Genomic DNA, 16,497 nt, shown 5'->3' on the forward strand with positions numbered 1-16,497 from the left:
GGTGCAGCAAGACCGCCAGCAGCAGGAACCCACCGAAGCGACTTTAGGCTGAGTTAGCCCAAAGCGCCGTAGGAATCCCCGCTCTTTAGGGCGGGGAGGATGTCAATTGATCGTTACTGTCTTCTAGCCTCTTCTCTATCAATCCAAGAGCGATCCGCGCATTCTGGTAAAATGCGCGGATGAACACACCCGCTTTTATCCATCTTCGCCTCCATTCCGAATTTTCCATTACCGACGGCATCACCCGTTTAGGTGATGCGGTGACGGCGGCCATTGCACAGCAGATGCCGGCCTTGGCCATCACCGATTTGATGAACCTATTTGGCATGGTGAAATTTTACAAAACCTGCCAAGGCAAAGGTATCAAACCGATTATTGGTGTCGATGTTTACCTCGAAAACCATCTCGACCGCGATCAGCCTTTCCGCTTGCTATTACTTGCTAAAAACCGCCAAGGCTATGGCCGCTTGTGTGAATTGCTCACTCAAGCCTATCGCCATAACCAATACCGAGGGCGGGCTGAGTTAAAACGTGAATGGTTAGAACAAGGCGACCGCCGCGATTTAATCATGCTGTCGGGAGCACATCAGGGTGATGTTGGGATGGCGTTGTTGGCGGGAAATACCGAACAAGCACAACGCTATGCCCGCTATTGGGCCGAATTATTCCCCTCGGCGTTTTATCTTGAACTACAACGCCGTGGCGACCGCCAAAGCGAGCAATGCACCGAACAGATGTTGCAGTTAGCGGCATCGCTGCAATTGCCCGTGGTGGCGACGCATCCGATTCAGTTTTTACAGCGAGATGATTTTAAAGCGCATGAAGCGCGGGTATGTATTGCCGAGGGGAATATCCTTGGCGATAGCCGCCGTCCTCGCCGTTTTACCGAGGAACAATACTTCAAATCGACAGCAGAGATGCAGGCCTTGTTTGCTGATGTGCCAGAGGCTTTGCAAAACAGTATTGAAATTGCGAAACGCTGTAATGTCGAAATTCAACTGGGCAAAAACTTCTTGCCGCTGTTTCCGACACCCGATGGCATGAGTCTGGATGATTTCCTGATTTGGCAAGCCAAAGAAGGGTTGGAGAAACGTTTGCGGGTGTTATACCCCGATCCTACGCAATACCAAGCAGAAAAGCCGCGCTATGAAGAACGGCTGAAGTTTGAAACCGACACCATTATTGCCATGGGTTTCCCCGGCTATTTTTTGATTGTGGCCGACTTTATTAACTGGGCAAAAGAAAATGGCGTCCCTGTTGGGCCGGGTCGGGGGTCGGGGGCGGGTTCGTTGGTGGCTTATTCTTTGGGCATTACCGATATCGACCCCACCGCCTATGCCTTGTTGTTCGAACGGTTCTTAAATCCCGAGCGGGTGTCGATGCCCGACTTTGACATTGATTTTTGCCAAGATAACCGTTGGCGGGTGATTGAATATGTCCGCAAACGCTATGGCGATGATGCCGTCAGCCAGATTATCACCTTCGGCACAATGGCTTCTAAAGCTGTGGTGCGTGATGTTGGGCGGGTGTTGGATCTGCCTTATTCTTTCTGTGATGGCCTGTCGAAACTGATTCCAGCTGCGCCGGGGAAACAATACTCGCTGGATGATGCAGTCAGTATGGAGCCGGTATTAAAAGACAGGTTGGAAAAAGAGGAAGAAGTCGCTGAGTTATGGGAACTGGCGAAAAAGCTCGAAGGCCTGACCCGAAATGTGGGGATGCACGCCGGTGGTGTGTTGATTGCCCCCGGAAAAATCACCGATTTTTGCCCGATTTATTTAGCCTCGGGTGAAGAGGCCAGTCCGGTGAGCCAGTTTGATAAAGATGACGTGGAACAAGTCGGCTTGGTGAAGTTTGACTTTCTTGGTCTGCGGAACCTGACGATTATCGATTTGGCGGTGAAATACATCCGAGATATCGACCCGACTTTTGCGGTTGATTTGAACACGATGGCCTTTGACGATCCTGCGGCATATAAAGTGCTGCAAGAAGCCAACACCACCGCTATTTTCCAGTTGGAGTCGGACGGGATGAAAAAGCTCTTAGAAAAGCTGCGTCCCGACCGTTTTGAAGACATTATCGCGGTATTGGCGCTCTATCGTCCGGGGCCTTTGGGTTCCGGTATGGTGGACGACTTTATTTTGCGTAAGGCCGGCAAACAAGAAGTGGATTATTTCCACCCCGACTTAACCGCCTGTCTCGAACCAACCTATGGCGTGATTGTGTATCAAGAGCAGGTGATGCAAATCTCGCAGATTATTGGGGGTTATACCCTCGGTGGCGCGGATATGTTGCGGCGGGCGATGGGTAAGAAAAAGCCAGAAGAAATGGCGCTGCACCGTGAAAAAATCGCTCAAGGGGCGCGGGAAAAAGGCTATGACCCTGCACTGGCGGAGCAGTTATTCGACTTGATGGCGAAGTTTGCCGAGTATGGCTTTAACAAGTCGCATACTGCTGCTTATGCGGTGGTGTCGTATCAAACAGCATGGTTAAAAGCCCATTATCCGGCGCCGTTTATGGCGGCGACCATGAGCTCGGAATTGGACAATACCGACCAATTACGGGTGTTTTATGATGATTGTTTACGCAACAAACTGACTTTTTTACCGCCCGATATTAACCAGAGTTTTTATCGCTTTATCCCTACCGACCGCCATCACATCCGCTACGCCCTTGGTGCGATTAAAGGGACGGGTGAGGTGGCGGTAGAACACATTGTGCAAGAACGGGAACGGCACGGGCCATTCCGCGATTTATTCGATTTTTGTCGCCGCACGGATAAGCGCGTGGTCAATCGCCGCACAATCGAGGCTTTGATTCGCGCCGGTGCGTTTGACAGCCTTGAAAAAAACCGTGCTGCGCTATTGGCCAATATCGATTTAGCGTTAGGGGCGGCAGAACAACAAGCCGCCCATGCCAATCAAGGGGGATTGTTTGACACCTCGGCAGAAGATTTAGTCTTGGCAGTTGAGCCGCTGGTGGTTGAGCCGTGGGATGAAGCGACACGGCTGGCGGAAGAAAAAATTGCCATTGGCTTTTTCCTCTCCGGTCATCCGTTCCACGCCCACGCGCCGCTGGTAAGGCAATTTATCAAAACCCCATTACAGCGCATCTCACCGAAAAAAGAATTGCAATGGCTCGCTGGTACCATTACCGCGATTCGCACCAAAGTCGGCAATCGTGGCAAGATGGCTTTTGTCCAGTTAGATGATGGTTCGGCTAAGGTCGAGTTGTCGTTTTTCAGTGAGTCGTTTGAGTTGGCAAAAGACAAACTCCGCGAAGATAGCGTGCTAGTGGTTGAAGCCAAAGTCAGCCATGATGAATATAGCGGCGGCACGCGTATTTCAGTCGAGCGCGCTTTTGATCTGGCCGAAGCGTGCGCCTATTTTGCCCAGGCGTTGCGGATTGAAGTGGCCGATATTGCGACCTGCCAATGGTTGCAACAGCTCTGTGAACAATCGGCGGGCGAGGGCTGTGTGGTCGAAATCAAGCGGGTGTTGCCACGCATCAGTGGCATGGTGCGCTTGGGAGATCGTTGGCGCATTGCGCCCCAACCTGCTCACTTACAAGAACTGCGTCGCCGTTTAGGCCACGATAAGGTGGAGTTGATTTTCTGATGTCGGGTGTGATTATGACGCCGGGTGTGGATAGCCCCTGCATTGGTTATTGCAGCACTGCCTTGGGCGATGCGGTATGTCGTGGCTGTGGCCGTACCTTTGAAGAAGTGACATTTTGGAATGTCTATTCCGATGAACAAAAAGCTGCCATCATGGCGCGATTAAGACAAAAGCAACACGAATCTACCGCGCCATTACGTGATAATGATTAATTTCAGGCATACTCATGTTGCGATTTGCCGAGGTTTTCTCGGCTCAACCACAAGGAATTGACCATGCGACACCTTTCTCGTTCTCTATTGGCGATGGCCGTGATCGGGCTGTCCTTATCGGGTGTGTCGTCAATCACACAGGCCGAACCGCTGAATTATCATCTGGTTGAACTCAGTGCCGAGGCCAAACGCACGATCAGCAACGATTTGTTACAAGCCACGTTATATGTTGAAGACAGTCACGGCCAAGCGGCTGAGTTGGCACAGCGTTTGAATCGAGTCGCGGATGAAGCATTAAAAAAAGCCAAACGCTATCCGGCGGTCAAAATCAGCAGCCAAGGGCAGAATACATGGCCGATTTACGATAAGCGTAAAATCAGTGGCTGGCGCGGTCGGGTGGAGTTTCGGCTTGAAGCCACCGAACACGATCAAGCAGCGGCGTTGATTGCCGATTTAGAAGGCCAACTGCAAATTGCACAACTTGGCTTTAGCATCTCGGATGCTGCGCGGAAAAAGGTGGAGCAGCAGCTGACCCCTGAGGCATTAAAAGCCTTTGAAGAACGCGCCCAACTGGTGGCACGCAATTTGGGGAATGGCAAATACCGGATTGTGAATCTGACAGTATTAAACCAAGGTCAGTTTTATGCACATCGGCCTGTTCGTGCGATGAGTATGGCGGCAAAAGTGGCAGACGAAGCGGCGGTGATGCCCACGTTTGCGGCAGGCGATAGTGAGGTTGGGGTACAAGTGCAAGGCCGGATTCAATACGAGCCTTAAGCGACGACCCTGTTTAATGATTTTTTGAATTTGATTGCTGATGAAACTAATTGCTTCGTTGACTAGCCCATTTGCTCGTAAGGTGCGGGTGGTATTGCTAGAGAAAAAAATAGAGTGCCAGCTAGAAGTTGCCAATCCGTGGTTACCCGAGGCCAGCCAACAAGTACCGAATCCATTGGGTAAGGTGCCGGTGTTGGTGTTAGACGATGGTTCGGTGTTATACGACTCACGGGTGATTGTGGATTATCTCGATCATATTTCACCTGTCTCACGGCTATTACCAAAAGAAACCCGCCCTTTGGCAGTGGTCAAGCGGATTGAGGCGTTGGCCGATGGGGTGTTAGATGCAGCGATCAATATCTTTCTAGAATACAAACGTCCTGCTGGTGAACGAAACACCGCATGGATGCAACGGCAAATGGAAAAAGTCGTCCGAGGGCTAGAGGCGTTGGCGCAAGACTTGGGCGATAAAAACTGGATGTATGGCACCAGCTATTCGTTAGCTGACATTGCGGTTGGCTGTGCTTTGGGCTGGTTAAAACTGCGCTTCCCCGATTTAACGTGGCCACAAGATCATCCAAACTTGGCCGCGTTGTATGAAAAATTGGGGCAACGCAGCAGCTTTGCTGATACCTTGCCCCCATCGAGTTAATTAACTTAAGGCCTCCAGCTCCATTTGCACCATTAGCCATTGCTCTTCGACTTCAGCCAACGCAGCACTGACCTCACCCTGACGTTTGAGCGCCTGTTGTAGCTGGTTTTTTTGCTCGGGTTGATACATCGCTTCGTCTGCTAATAACGTATCGAGTGTGCCCTTTTCCGCTTGTAAAGCGGTGAGGGTTTTCTCGTATTGTGCCAGTTGTTTTTCTAATGGCTTACGTTGTGCCGAGAGGCGCTGTCGTGCTTCGGCTTCTAACCGTTTTTGTGCTTTGCGATCCACCATAGGCGCATTGCCACTGTCGGCTTGCTGCTCTTGGCGTTGTGCCTGTTGTCGCGCGCGATCTTGTTCGAGGCGTTGTTGGCGATACTCTTCTAAATCCCCTTCAAACACTTTCACGGTGCCTTCACCGACAACATAAAAACTGTCGGTGGTGGCTTCGATCAGGGCGCGGTCGTGCGATACCACCACCAATGCACCACTGTAATCTTGCAAGGCCAACGTCAGCGCGGCCCGCATATCTAGATCAAGATGGTTGGTCGGTTCGTCTAACAACAACAGATTAGGCCGTTGCCACACAATCAAGGCCAGTGCCAAGCGTGCTTTTTCGCCGCCTGACATGGGCCCAACTGGGCTGCTTACCATCTCACCGCGAAAATCAAAGCCACCGAGAAAATCGCGCAATTCTTGTTCGCGCACGTCGGGGGCAATTCGGTTGAGATGCCACAAGGGCGACTCGGCTTCACGTAGGGTTTCGAGCTGGTGTTGTGCAAAGTAGCCGACGCGCAATTCTTTGGCACGGGTGACTTTGCCACCCAAAGCGGCGAGTTCGCCTGCTAATAATTTAATAAATGTCGATTTCCCGACCCCGTTCGGCCCCAATAGACCCACCCGTGCCCCTGCCTCAACGCTCAATTCCAAACGCTGTAACAGTGGGATATCGCTATAGCCGATGCTGACCCCTTCTAACCGCACCAAAGGCGAGGGTTGGCTATCTGGATCGCGGAATTCAAACGAAAACGGCGAATCGACTTGGGCGCACGCCACTCGCTCTAAGCGTTCCAACGCTTTGACACGACTTTGTGCTTGTCGGGCTTTGGTGGCTTTGGCTTTGAAGCGGCGGATAAAGTTTTCGAGGTGGGCAATTTGTTTTTGTTGCGCTGAATACAGGGCAGCTTCACGTGCCAGCCGCTCGGCGCGTGCCCGTTCGTAGTCGCTATAACCCCCAGTGTAAAGCGTGATTTTGCCGCTGGCGACTTCGGCAATGTGGCTGGTAACCGTGTCGAGAAAATCACGATCATGGGAAATCAGCAACAAAGTGCCTGGGTAACGGGTGAGCCAATCTTCCAACCACAACACCGCTTCTAAATCGAGGTGGTTAGTTGGTTCATCGAGTAACAGCAAATCAGAACGACACATCAACGCTTGTGCCAAATTTAAACGCATTCGCCAACCACCAGAAAAACTGGCTACCGGTTGCTGTTGTGCCGTTTCTGAAAAACCTAACCCTGCCAACAAACGCGCTGCGCGGGCTGGCGCCGCATAGCCATCAATCCGTGCCATTTCATCATGCAGATGACCGATGGCCTCTCCATCGTGCCGCGCTTCGGCATCGGCCAGTGCCACTTCCAACTGGCGCAATTCCTTATCGCCATCCAGCGCATAATCCAAGGCCGAACTGTTCAGGGCTGGGGTTTCTTGGGCAACATGGGCAATCACCCATGCGGCAGGTAAGCTACATTCACCGGCATCTTGGTGTAATTCGGCCCGCAACAAACCAAATAGGCTGGATTTACCCACGCCATTTTTACCGACTACCCCCACCCGTTGGCCGGGGTGGACGGTCAATTGTGCTTCTTGTAAGACCACCTTGTTGCCACGGCGGAGCGTGATATTTTTAAGCTGAATCATGCGGCATCCTGTGGTGGATTAAGGCGCGGCAGGCTGGCCAGTTCCCAGCGAGGGAACACGCTAAAGCCAGCAGCGGGACGGGCATATTGCAGGCGCATGGCACCGGCGAGGGCAATCATGGCGCCGTTGTCAGTGCATAACGACAGCGGCGGATAAAACACATCGATATGCTGCTTGGCGGCAAATTGATTGAGTGCTTCGCGTAGTTGACGGTTGGCACCGACCCCACCAGCAACCACCAACCGCCGTAAACCGCTTTGTTTTAATGCAGCGGCGGATTTATGCAGAAGCACATCCACCACTGCATCCTGAAAGGCGCGGCAAATATCGGCTCGTGTGGTGTCATCTATCGCACCGTGTTGTTCTTGTTGGCGTACTAAGGTCAACACCGCTGTTTTTAAACCAGAAAAACTCATGTCCAAATGACTGCTTTTCAGCATCGGACGTGGCAGGCTAAAGCGGTTCGGATCGCCTTGTTCGGCCAATTTTGATAATGCAGGGCCACCCGGATAAGGTAAACCCAGCAGTTTTGCTGTTTTATCAAACGCTTCGCCAGCGGCATCATCGAGGGTTTCCCCCAGTGTTTCGTATTGGCCAATGCCATGCACCGCCATTAACTGGGTATGCCCCCCCGACACCAGCAAAGCCACAAACGGAAATTCGGGGCGAGGATCGGCCAGCATCGGCGATAAGAGATGGCCTTCGAGGTGATGCACCGCAATCACTGTAATATCAAGGCCAAACGCTAAACCATTGGCGATAGCCGAACCGACCAACAGCGCCCCCCCTAAACCCGGGCCAGCGGTGTAGGCGATCGCATCGAGGTCTGCTAGGGTTTTTTGCGCCTGTTGCAGACATTCCCGCGTTAAAGGCAACACACGGCGAATGTGATCGCGGCTGGCCAATTCTGGCACCACACCGCCATATTCTGCGTGCATCGCCATTTGTGTATGTAGCGCATGGCTCAGTAAACCGTGTTCGGTATCGTATAAAGCCACGCCAGTTTCATCACAAGATGATTCAATTCCAAGCACTAACATAACGTGTCCTATGCGCTTTGCTGTTCCAACACAAATCGGGCGCCAGAGTCTTGTCCCAAGTGCTGAACAAGATAAGGCAAGATATCTGCGAGCTGTTGTGCCAGTGTCCACGGCGGATTGAGGATAAACATGCCGCTACCGTGCATCCCAAAACCATCGCTGGCCGGACTTTGCACATGCAATTCAGCGCGCAACCAGCTCTTGACTGGCAGTTGTTTGAGTTGCTCTGGCAAGTCGCGGGCATCAAAACGCTGTAAGCACGGGTACCACACCGCATACACGCCATTGGCAAAGCGTTTGAGTGCGTCTTGTAGCGAATTGACTACGCGCTGATAGTCTTTTTTATCTTCATAGGGTGGATCGATCAGCACTAAGGCGCGTCGCGGTGGCGGAGGGAGTACCGCTTTTAAGCCAGCAAAACCGTCTTTTTGTTCGCTGCGTACCCGAGGGTCGCAGATGTTTTGTGCCAGCAAGGGGAAATCGGTTGGATGTAACTCGAATAGGCGCAGGTGTTCGCTGTCGCGTGCCGCTTGCAGGGAAAACCACGGTGAACCTGGGTAATAGCGCAGCTCGTCATCACCATGTAGATTTTTCACCAGATCAACATAATTTGCTAACAACGGTGGCAGGTCATCGCGTGACCATAAACGGGCAATGCCGTCCCACCATTCGGCAGTTTTTAAGGCAAAGTCAGAATTTAAGACGTAGCCACCGGCTCCGGCGTGGGTGTCAACAATCCAAAATGGTTTGTCTTTTTGTTTGAGATAGTCCAACAAGGCCAGTTGGATGGTGTGTTTGAGCACATCGGCGTGGTTGCCGGCGTGGAAAGCGTGACGATAGCTGAGCATGCAAGACCAAAAAAACGGGCAAGAAAGCACAGGATTGTACCCGATGCCTGCTTGCCCGCGCACAGCGCAATCGTGCTTAATAGCGAGGGCGTTTGCTACTCACCAGCCACAACACTGCGCCAATGATAATCATCGGTAACGATAACCACTGTCCCATCGACAAATTCATTGCCAACAAACCGAGAAAATCATCCGGCTCGCGGGCAAACTCAGCAATAAAACGGAAGCTGCCATAACCGATTAAGAATAAAGCCGAGACACAGCCAATCGGTTTGGGTCGATTGGAATAGCCCCACAAAATCAGGAATAACAACACGCCTTCGAGGGCGAATTGATAGAGCTGTGAGGGATGACGGGGCAAACCACCATATTGGCTCATCCACTCGATCAGCGTTGGGTTGTGCATGGCGGTGCGTAAGTCTTCGTGATAGGCCTGTGGAAACACCATTGCCCATGCCGAATCGGGCGCGGTAACCCGTCCCCACAATTCGCCATTGATGAAATTACCAATCCGCCCGGTGGCCAGTCCAAGCGGGACCAGTGGTGCAATAAAGTCGGTGACTTGGAGAAAGCTGAGGCGATATTTGCGCGCACACAACGCCATCGCCACCAACACCCCCAAAAAGCCACCATGAAACGCCATGCCACCTTCCCAGACTTTGAGAATCGATAGCGGGTTGGCAAGATATTCCGCCGGCTTGTAAAACAAGACATAGCCAAGACGACCGCCGAGAATGACGCCGAGAATGCCATAGAACAGTAGATCGTCTAGCATCGGTCGGGTAAAGACGCTGTAACCGCGTTTAATCCGCACACTGCCCAACACAATGAACAGCACAAAACCAATGAGATACATCAACCCATACCAACGAATGGCAAGTGGGCCAAGGCTCACGGCGATAGGATCAAATTGAGGATGAATCAGCACAGACACCTCGTGACAAAAGAAAGAGGCCGGCATCTTATCATTTCCGCTTAGAGGATGGTTTGTGCCAACGGGTGAGTTGTTATATCGTCAGCACATGGAAAAAAATCACATGGCGTTTCCTGCCGACTTATCGATTTGGCGACAACAAATTGCCTCTTCATTGGCTTCGTGGTTAGCAGAACGTTGCGAAGGTGCGATTGCTGTTGATTGTCAGGGACAGGTTATTTGGATTAATGAAACCTACCTTGACGCATTAGCTTTGCCGCTACAGCAAGTGTTGGGTCGTCCGATTGCTGAACTCACCCCCCATACTAGAATGCCAGAGGTATTAGCCACTGGTGAACCCGTATTACTTGATATTTTTACGGTAGGTGAGCGTTCATTCATTATTTCACGGGTGCCAGTGAAAGATGAAGGAGGTCAAATTGTTGGTGCGATTGGTTTTGCTTTGTATGAAACTCGTCAACACTTGAAACCATTGTTAGCTAAGTTTAGACGTCTAGAAGCTGAGTTAGCGTCGGTGAGACAGGCTTTAACTCGGAGTCGATCCACTAAATATTCGCTCTCTGACATCATTGGTCATGGATCGGTGATGCAAGAAACTAAACGTCGGGCACGGCGTGTTGCTCGGGGGCAAGGTGCTGTTTTGCTATTAGGTGAAACAGGAACAGGTAAAGAATTATTTGCTCATGCGATTCATACTGAAAGTGCACGTTCAGCTGGGCCATTCGTCGCACTTAATGTGGCGGCGATTCCTGAAACTTTACTAGAGAGCGAATTGTTTGGGGCTGTAGGCGGTGCCTATACTGGCGCTGACCGGCGTGGTCGCGAAGGAAAAATTAAGCTTGCAGAGGGCGGAAGCTTGTTTTTGGATGAAATTGGCGATTTGCCCTTATCCCTTCAAGCTAAACTCTTGCGAGTTTTACAAGAAAAGGAGTTTGAGGCCTTAGGGTCGAATCAGGTTCAAAATATTGATGTGCGTATTATCACAGCAACCAGTCGAGATTTGGTAACGATGGTACACAATGGACAATTTCGTGCCGATCTATATTACCGTTTGAACGTCTTACCTCTGACTTTACCTCCCCTACGACAACGTCGAGAAGATCTGCCTGCGCTTTGTGAGCACATCTTGGCACGTATTGCTGATCACACAGGAGAAGTCCCACGCGACATTGATCCACAAGGTTTAGTATGGCTAACACGCTATGACTGGCCGGGTAATCTGCGTGAGCTATGGAATGTGTTGGAGCAAGCCGTGACCTTGTTTGATACGTTAACTCTCGGTGTGAATGAGTTACAAACAGTGCTACCCCAAGCTTCTGACTCGATTTTTCCATCTACCGTTTCTCTGACTCTACAACAACAACTGGCTGAATGTGAACGGCGGGCCATTTGTGATGCGTTGGCAACCCATCGGGGTAATGTTTGTGCTGCGGCAAAACAACTTGGGATTGGACGTGCCACGTTATATAAAAAAATCCAACATCATCAAATCACTTCATCTTCCCCTCCTCTGTAGTCTCATAAAAGAGATAACTTGTCTCCGTTTGTAGAATTTAAATAGACTTTAATATTCAATGTGTTATGTTTTTTTGATGTTTTTCTTGTCTTTGTTAGAGACAAAAGACGCTTAAGCATATCTATTTTTTGAATTAAAACAAACACTTGAAAAACTGGCCTGTTTTTTGCCATAGCCTGAACACCGTATCACGGTGATATAACGATAAATTCAGGAGAAATGATGAAGAAAACATGGCCAGTGATTTGGCTTAGCGCTGGGTTATTCCCTACGTGGGTACAAGCAGACGTTCAGTTATACGGCAAGATCAATTTGGCATTTGAAACCATTGCTGCCAAAGGTGCAAAAGACGGTCGTGATATCGAATCAATGCAGCGTGTGACCAGCAACTTATCTTATATCGGCTTTCGTGGAAGCGAAGATTTAGGGAATGGATTGAGTGCGATTTGGCAAGTTGAACAGGACATTAATCCAGATGAATGTCGTCAATGTGGCTTTGCCAATCGCAACAGCTATGTTGGATTAAAGGGACAATGGGGCCGTTTGCTCGCAGGGCGACACGACATCTATTGGACGTCGCATATCCCTGGTATGGATCGGCGAATTATCAGCACCGGTATTGCTGGTTCTATTCTTTCCTTATTTGGGACGTTCGGTGGGTATGCACCACGCGCAGATCGTCCTACTGCACCGCTAACTGGTGGTCGAGCCCCAAATGTTTTGCGTTATGAGACGCCGAGTTGGTATGGGGTATCGAGTACCCTCAGTTTCTCTACCGCAGAAAAACAGGGGGTAAGCCAAAGCGATCCTTGGGCGGTACAGGGCGAGCTTGATTATAAAGACGCTAAGTTAGCTGCTAACGTTGTGTGGTTGGAAAGTCGTGATAGCAATGGTTTTCTGGGTAGCGGTTATACCCACTATCCACCGTCGATGACGGTTGAGGGGACACGTTCGCGAGCCGTGAAAGCCGTGGCGATGTATCACTTTGGCTCAGGTACCGTGTTAGGTGTTGGTTTTGAACGCCTAGAAACGCGGTTTCCCGAAGGTAAAGTCAGTCGAAATGCTTATGGCGTTCATCTTGGCCAAACCCTCAGCCCTGCTGCTTATATGGGAGTCCATCTTGGGCAGGCCGATGATGTTGAGAGTCATGTCAGTGGTGGTGCGACCACACAGGACACAGGCGCCCGCTTTATCAGCCTAATTGGTAGCTACTCGCTGTCAAAACGTACGCTACTGTTTGCAGAATATGCTCGTATCTTGAATGACAGCAATGCGGCGTACACCTTTGTGTCGACTGCTAATTTAAACGACAGCACGGTCGGACGTGTCGCTGGAAAAGGCGCTGACCCCCGTACGTTGATGGTCGGTATCAACCATACTTTCTAACCCTGCTCAAGGAAAATCATGACTGCTTACACGTATCCACTGTTACTCAAACAACTTTGGCACACCCCATTACAACAAACTGCGGCACAAGAAATTGTCTATCGTGGCACCACCCGCCATACCTATCAACAGACTTGGCAGCGTATTCAGCAACTTGCTTTAATGTTAAGCGCACAAGGGGTGGTGATGGGTGACACGGTTGCAGTGATGGATTGGGATAGCCATCGTTATTTGGAATGCTATTTTGCAGTCCCATCATTGGGGGCGACACTTTTCAATGTCAATGTGCGTCTTGCTTCTGATCAGGTGTTGTACACCCTGAATCATGCAGAACCAAAGGTGTTGTTGCTTAATCGAGAGTTCTTGCCGGTGATTGAACATATTGCGGCCCAACTCACGTCGGTAAAAACGTTTATTTTGCTAGACGACGAAGGCGGTGCTTGTCAATCTAGCTTATCGTGGGCAGGAGAATATGAGGCACTATTAGCCGAATATGCTGGAAAATGCTTTATTTTTCCTGATTTTGATGAGAATACGCGCGCGACTTTATTTTATACCACTGGCACAACAGGACTGCCAAAAGGTGTTTATTTCTCACATCGACAGTTAGTCCTACACACCTTAAGCAGCGCATTGGCGTTGGGAAGTGCCCCAGCACATGGGCGCTTGCATAGAGAAGATGTCTATATGCCAATTACTCCCATGTTCCATGTTCATGCATGGGGATTGCCGTATGTTGCCACGCTATTAGGTATCAAACAGGTTTATCCCGGACGTTATTTAGCAGATCACTTATTACATTTGATTGAACAAGAGCATGTGACTTTCTCACAATGTGTGCCGACTATTTTGCATATGTTGTTAAAAAATCCGCTTGCTGAACGCACGACACGTCTGCGTGGCTTAAAAATGGTGATTGGTGGATCGGCTTTGCCTTCAGGTTTGGCGGTAGAAGCGGCTCGTTTTGGGATGGATGTTTTTACGGGTTATGGGATGTCTGAAACTTGCCCAATCCTAACCTTGGCACATTTGAGTTCTGCAGAATTAGCGTTATCAGCAGAAAAACAGGTTCCTCTGCGTGCTCGAACGGGTCAAACGATTCCTCTTGTTGATTTGCGTGTGGTAAGTCCAGAAATGCAGTCGGTTATTCAAGACGACAAAACACCCGGCGAAGTAGTTGTGCGTAGTCCTTGGCTGACACAGGGTTATTACAAAAATATTGAGGCTAGTGCTGATTTATGGGCAGGGGGATACCTGCATACCAATGATATTGGTGTGATGGATGTGCGTGGTTCGCTACGGATTACTGATCGTTTAAAAGATGTGATTAAGACAGGTGGCGAGTGGATCTCTTCCCTAGAACTAGAATCCCGTATCTCGGAACATCCTGCTGTCAGTGAAGTGGCGGTGGTAGCAGTGCCTGATGCTAAATGGGGAGAGCGACCTATGGCCTTAGTGGTATTGAAACCCAAGCAGATATGTACAGTAGACGTTTTACGTACGTATTTGTTGCAAGTGGTTGAGGCGGGTCATTTGTCCAAGTGGGCTGTTCCGGATGAAATTCGTTTTGTCGATACGTTAGAACGTACCAGCGTAGGCAAATTAAATAAGGTAGCACTGCGTAAACAATACTGTTAATTACCGATCAGTTTTGCGATGGGGCAGTCGATAATAGGCTTTTGTGGAGGTCATAATCATGCGGATTGCCCCTTCTTTATTGTCTTCGCGGGTGGTGGTGATGCCGGCGAGTGATGAGCGTGTGTCTCGTTCGATACCACGTCAGAGCCATTTATTGGAAGCGATAGCACAAGAAAAAGTGTCGGTATCGCAACACGCTTTGCAAAAACTGCGTGCAGCGCTCGAAGAAATTGATGAACAAAAGAAACAGCTATTGGCACAACAGCGCCAAGAAGAAAAATCGCGTGCGATGGCGCGGGTGGCAGAGTTAAAACAGCGTTTAGAGATGTTGCAAAAACTGGCGGTTGGTTTGCCTCCGGCGGCAGCGAAAGCACTGGCGGCACAGTTAAAAGACATCGCACAACAACTGCGTGGCGCGGTGCAGCAATATGCTTCGGCAGGGGGAGGAGAAAGCCCTTCACTACAGGTCAGCGTGAGTGGTGGACAAGAGGCGCAAACAGGACAGAATGCCGCTACAGCCAATACTGCCACACCCGAAGCCGCCTTGAGTGCGGCAAATCAAGCGGTGGATAAGGCAGAAGCGGCGGATAAAACACAGACCGAGACTGGCGCGGCGGCAGAAGAAGCTGATCCAGCCGAGTCGGATACCCCTCGGGTGACGGTGTCGTATGGGGATGCTGCTAATCAGCAAGAAAAAGCCCTCGATCAACAATTCCGCCAGCTGGTCGCCGAGGCCACGCAAAGATTAAAAGCATTGGCAGCTTTGTTAAAAGCAGCGATGAATCAGCAAGATCGTCAGCAGCTGTCGAAAGAATTAAACACCGAACTCAATCTGATTGCCGAATTAACTTCACAAATTGACAGCTAAGCCAAGATATTTTTTTGTGGCAACTCGGCGTAGACTGCCTGTCTTTGCTTGAGTGGAAATAAGACTATGTCGCAAAAATCTGCTGGCCTTCCGCCACAGGGATTGTTGTTGCTAGCCGCATTGGCATTGGGTTGGGGGTTAAATTGGCCGGTGATGAAAATTGTCTTACAAGATATTCCACCGCTGTTTTTTCGTGGCAGTTGTTTATTACTGGGCGGCTTGGGGGTGTTGGCGCTGGCGCGGCGGCAGCAATCGTTAGCGATTTCCTCCCTGCATTGGCGGCGGCTTGGTTGGTTGACGCTGTTTAATATTATTGGATGGAATGCGTTGGCGATTTATGGCGTGGCGTTGTTGCCATCTGGCCGCGCTGCCTTGTTGGGCTACACCATGCCGTTGTGGAGTGTGTTGTTATCGGTGTGGATTTTGCGCGAACCGTTGACCTTGCGTTTAGTGTTGGCATTGTTGTTGGGTTTGAGTGGGGTGTTTGTATTGATGGGAGGCAGTGTCCAGACCTTGTTACAAGCACCAACGGGCGTGTTGTGCATGGTTGGGGCGGCATGGAGTTGGGCATTGGGCGTGGTGTTGATGAAGCGTTTTACGTTGCCGGTGAATACGACAGTGTTAACGGGTTGGATGATGTTGTTGGGCAGCGCGCCGATGTTGTTGGGGGCGTGGTGGTTTGAGTTGGACAGCCTGCGTTGGCCGTCGTTATGGCCGGCGTTGGGGATGCTCTATAACGTGACGGTGGCGTTTATGTTCTGTTACTGGGCATGGAATCGGATTGTGATGATGGTGCCGGTGGCGGTGTCGTCTTTGTCATCGTTGATTACCCCGTTGATTGGGGTGGTTGGTGGGGCGTTGTTGCTGGGCGAACAACCTGGATGGCAAGAGGCGCTGGCGGCGGTGTTGATTTTGGCGGCGGTAGCGGTGGTATCGTTGCGGCGGTCTTGAATATGTGAGTCCGTTTGGAAAAGGCACACGGTGATGTGCCTTTTTTTATGGCCGTCGAGGGGAGCGAACTAATGATACCCCGCCACCCGCCGCATGATGTCTTTCCACATCATTTCCCCCTCTGTTCCGACACTATCAAAC

At 50.6% G+C, this 16,497-nt stretch carries 13 protein-coding genes; 9 read left to right on the plus strand and 4 right to left on the minus strand.

The features are described 5' to 3' along the window. The first annotated feature begins 179 nt into the window (after positions 1 to 179). From dnaE to G465_RS0110570, 4 genes are all read left to right on the plus strand, one after another. On the plus strand, positions 180 to 3,617 hold the full coding sequence (gene dnaE, locus G465_RS0110555; protein WP_022654431.1) for a DNA polymerase III subunit alpha: 3,438 nt from the start codon (positions 180 to 182) through the stop codon (positions 3,615 to 3,617). After that, complete coding sequence (locus tag G465_RS14485; protein WP_022654432.1) at positions 3,617 to 3,829, plus strand: DUF1289 domain-containing protein; 213 nt, start codon at positions 3,617 to 3,619, stop codon at positions 3,827 to 3,829. The genes dnaE and G465_RS14485 overlap by 1 nt, the downstream gene beginning before the upstream one ends. Positions 3,830 to 3,892: 63 nt before the next feature. Next, a complete protein-coding gene (locus G465_RS0110565) occupies positions 3,893 to 4,606 on the plus strand; it encodes an SIMPL domain-containing protein (RefSeq protein WP_022654433.1) in 714 nt (237 codons plus the stop codon). Between the two features lie 40 nt (positions 4,607 to 4,646). After that, positions 4,647 to 5,258, plus strand: coding sequence for a glutathione S-transferase N-terminal domain-containing protein (locus G465_RS0110570; RefSeq protein WP_022654434.1), 612 nt, complete (start codon positions 4,647 to 4,649; stop codon positions 5,256 to 5,258). On the opposite strand, the gene G465_RS0110575 is transcribed toward G465_RS0110570, so the two are convergent. The 4 genes from G465_RS0110575 to lgt form a co-directional block, all read right to left on the minus strand. Then, entirely contained in the window at positions 5,259 to 7,175 is a 1,917-nt protein-coding gene (locus G465_RS0110575; protein WP_022654435.1) for an ATP-binding cassette domain-containing protein, read from the minus strand. Next, the gene (gene tsaD, locus G465_RS0110580) at positions 7,172 to 8,215 is read right to left on the minus strand and encodes a tRNA (adenosine(37)-N6)-threonylcarbamoyltransferase complex transferase subunit TsaD (RefSeq protein WP_022654436.1); all 1,044 of its coding nucleotides are present in this window, start codon (positions 8,213 to 8,215) and stop codon (positions 7,172 to 7,174) included. The genes G465_RS0110575 and tsaD overlap by 4 nt, the downstream gene beginning before the upstream one ends. 8 nt (positions 8,216 to 8,223) lie before the next feature. Continuing rightward, entirely contained in the window at positions 8,224 to 9,063 is an 840-nt protein-coding gene (locus G465_RS0110585; RefSeq protein WP_022654437.1) for a 23S rRNA (adenine(2030)-N(6))-methyltransferase RlmJ, read from the minus strand. A gap of 76 nt (positions 9,064 to 9,139) precedes the next feature. Continuing rightward, positions 9,140 to 9,991, minus strand: coding sequence for a prolipoprotein diacylglyceryl transferase (gene lgt, locus G465_RS0110590; RefSeq protein ID WP_027405392.1), 852 nt, complete (start codon positions 9,989 to 9,991; stop codon positions 9,140 to 9,142). Positions 9,992 to 10,100: 109 nt separating this feature from the next. Between lgt and G465_RS0110595 the strand changes: the two genes are divergently transcribed. The 5 genes from G465_RS0110595 to G465_RS0110615 all read left to right on the plus strand — a co-directional run bounded on the left by G465_RS0110595 (position 10,101) and on the right by G465_RS0110615 (position 16,356). After that, entirely contained in the window at positions 10,101 to 11,513 is a 1,413-nt protein-coding gene (locus G465_RS0110595) for a sigma-54 interaction domain-containing protein (RefSeq protein WP_022654439.1), read from the plus strand. A gap of 219 nt (positions 11,514 to 11,732) precedes the next feature. Then, positions 11,733 to 12,899 (plus strand): porin, encoded by a 1,167-nt coding sequence (locus G465_RS0110600; protein ID WP_081642762.1) that lies wholly within the window; start codon positions 11,733 to 11,735, stop codon positions 12,897 to 12,899. Between the two features lie 18 nt (positions 12,900 to 12,917). Continuing rightward, positions 12,918 to 14,537: a fatty acid--CoA ligase gene (locus G465_RS0110605; protein WP_022654441.1), complete on the plus strand. Its 1,620-nt coding sequence runs from the start codon at positions 12,918 to 12,920 to the stop codon at positions 14,535 to 14,537. 58 nt (positions 14,538 to 14,595) lie between these two features. After that, positions 14,596 to 15,405, plus strand: a complete 810-nt coding sequence (locus G465_RS0110610; RefSeq protein ID WP_022654442.1) for a hypothetical protein — start codon at positions 14,596 to 14,598, stop codon at positions 15,403 to 15,405. Positions 15,406 to 15,471: 66 nt separating this feature from the next. Continuing rightward, the gene (locus G465_RS0110615; protein ID WP_022654443.1) at positions 15,472 to 16,356 is read left to right on the plus strand and encodes a DMT family transporter; all 885 of its coding nucleotides are present in this window, start codon (positions 15,472 to 15,474) and stop codon (positions 16,354 to 16,356) included. Positions 16,357 to 16,497 lie beyond the last annotated feature (141 nt).

Source organism: Aquaspirillum serpens DSM 68, from assembly GCF_000420525.1.
Taxonomy (GTDB): Bacteria; Pseudomonadota; Gammaproteobacteria; order Burkholderiales; family Aquaspirillaceae; genus Aquaspirillum; species Aquaspirillum serpens.

Coding starts and splice junctions, on each gene's coding strand:
- G465_RS0110615 (WP_022654443.1), top strand. CDS start 15,472: ATGTCGCAAAAATCTGCTGGCCTTCCGCCACAGGGATTGTTGTTGCTA.
- G465_RS0110575 (WP_022654435.1), bottom strand. CDS start 7,175: ATGATTCAGCTTAAAAATATCACGCTCCGCCGTGGCAACAAGGTGGTC.
- G465_RS0110585 (WP_022654437.1), bottom strand. CDS start 9,063: ATGCTCAGCTATCGTCACGCTTTCCACGCCGGCAACCACGCCGATGTG.
- G465_RS0110570 (WP_022654434.1), top strand. CDS start 4,647: ATGAAACTAATTGCTTCGTTGACTAGCCCATTTGCTCGTAAGGTGCGG.
- G465_RS14485 (WP_022654432.1), top strand. CDS start 3,617: ATGTCGGGTGTGATTATGACGCCGGGTGTGGATAGCCCCTGCATTGGT.
- G465_RS0110605 (WP_022654441.1), top strand. CDS start 12,918: ATGACTGCTTACACGTATCCACTGTTACTCAAACAACTTTGGCACACC.
- G465_RS0110595 (WP_022654439.1), top strand. CDS start 10,101: ATGGCGTTTCCTGCCGACTTATCGATTTGGCGACAACAAATTGCCTCT.
- G465_RS0110610 (WP_022654442.1), top strand. CDS start 14,596: ATGCGGATTGCCCCTTCTTTATTGTCTTCGCGGGTGGTGGTGATGCCG.
- dnaE (WP_022654431.1), top strand. CDS start 180: ATGAACACACCCGCTTTTATCCATCTTCGCCTCCATTCCGAATTTTCC.
- tsaD (WP_022654436.1), bottom strand. CDS start 8,215: ATGTTAGTGCTTGGAATTGAATCATCTTGTGATGAAACTGGCGTGGCT.
- G465_RS0110565 (WP_022654433.1), top strand. CDS start 3,893: ATGCGACACCTTTCTCGTTCTCTATTGGCGATGGCCGTGATCGGGCTG.
- G465_RS0110600 (WP_081642762.1), top strand. CDS start 11,733: ATGATGAAGAAAACATGGCCAGTGATTTGGCTTAGCGCTGGGTTATTC.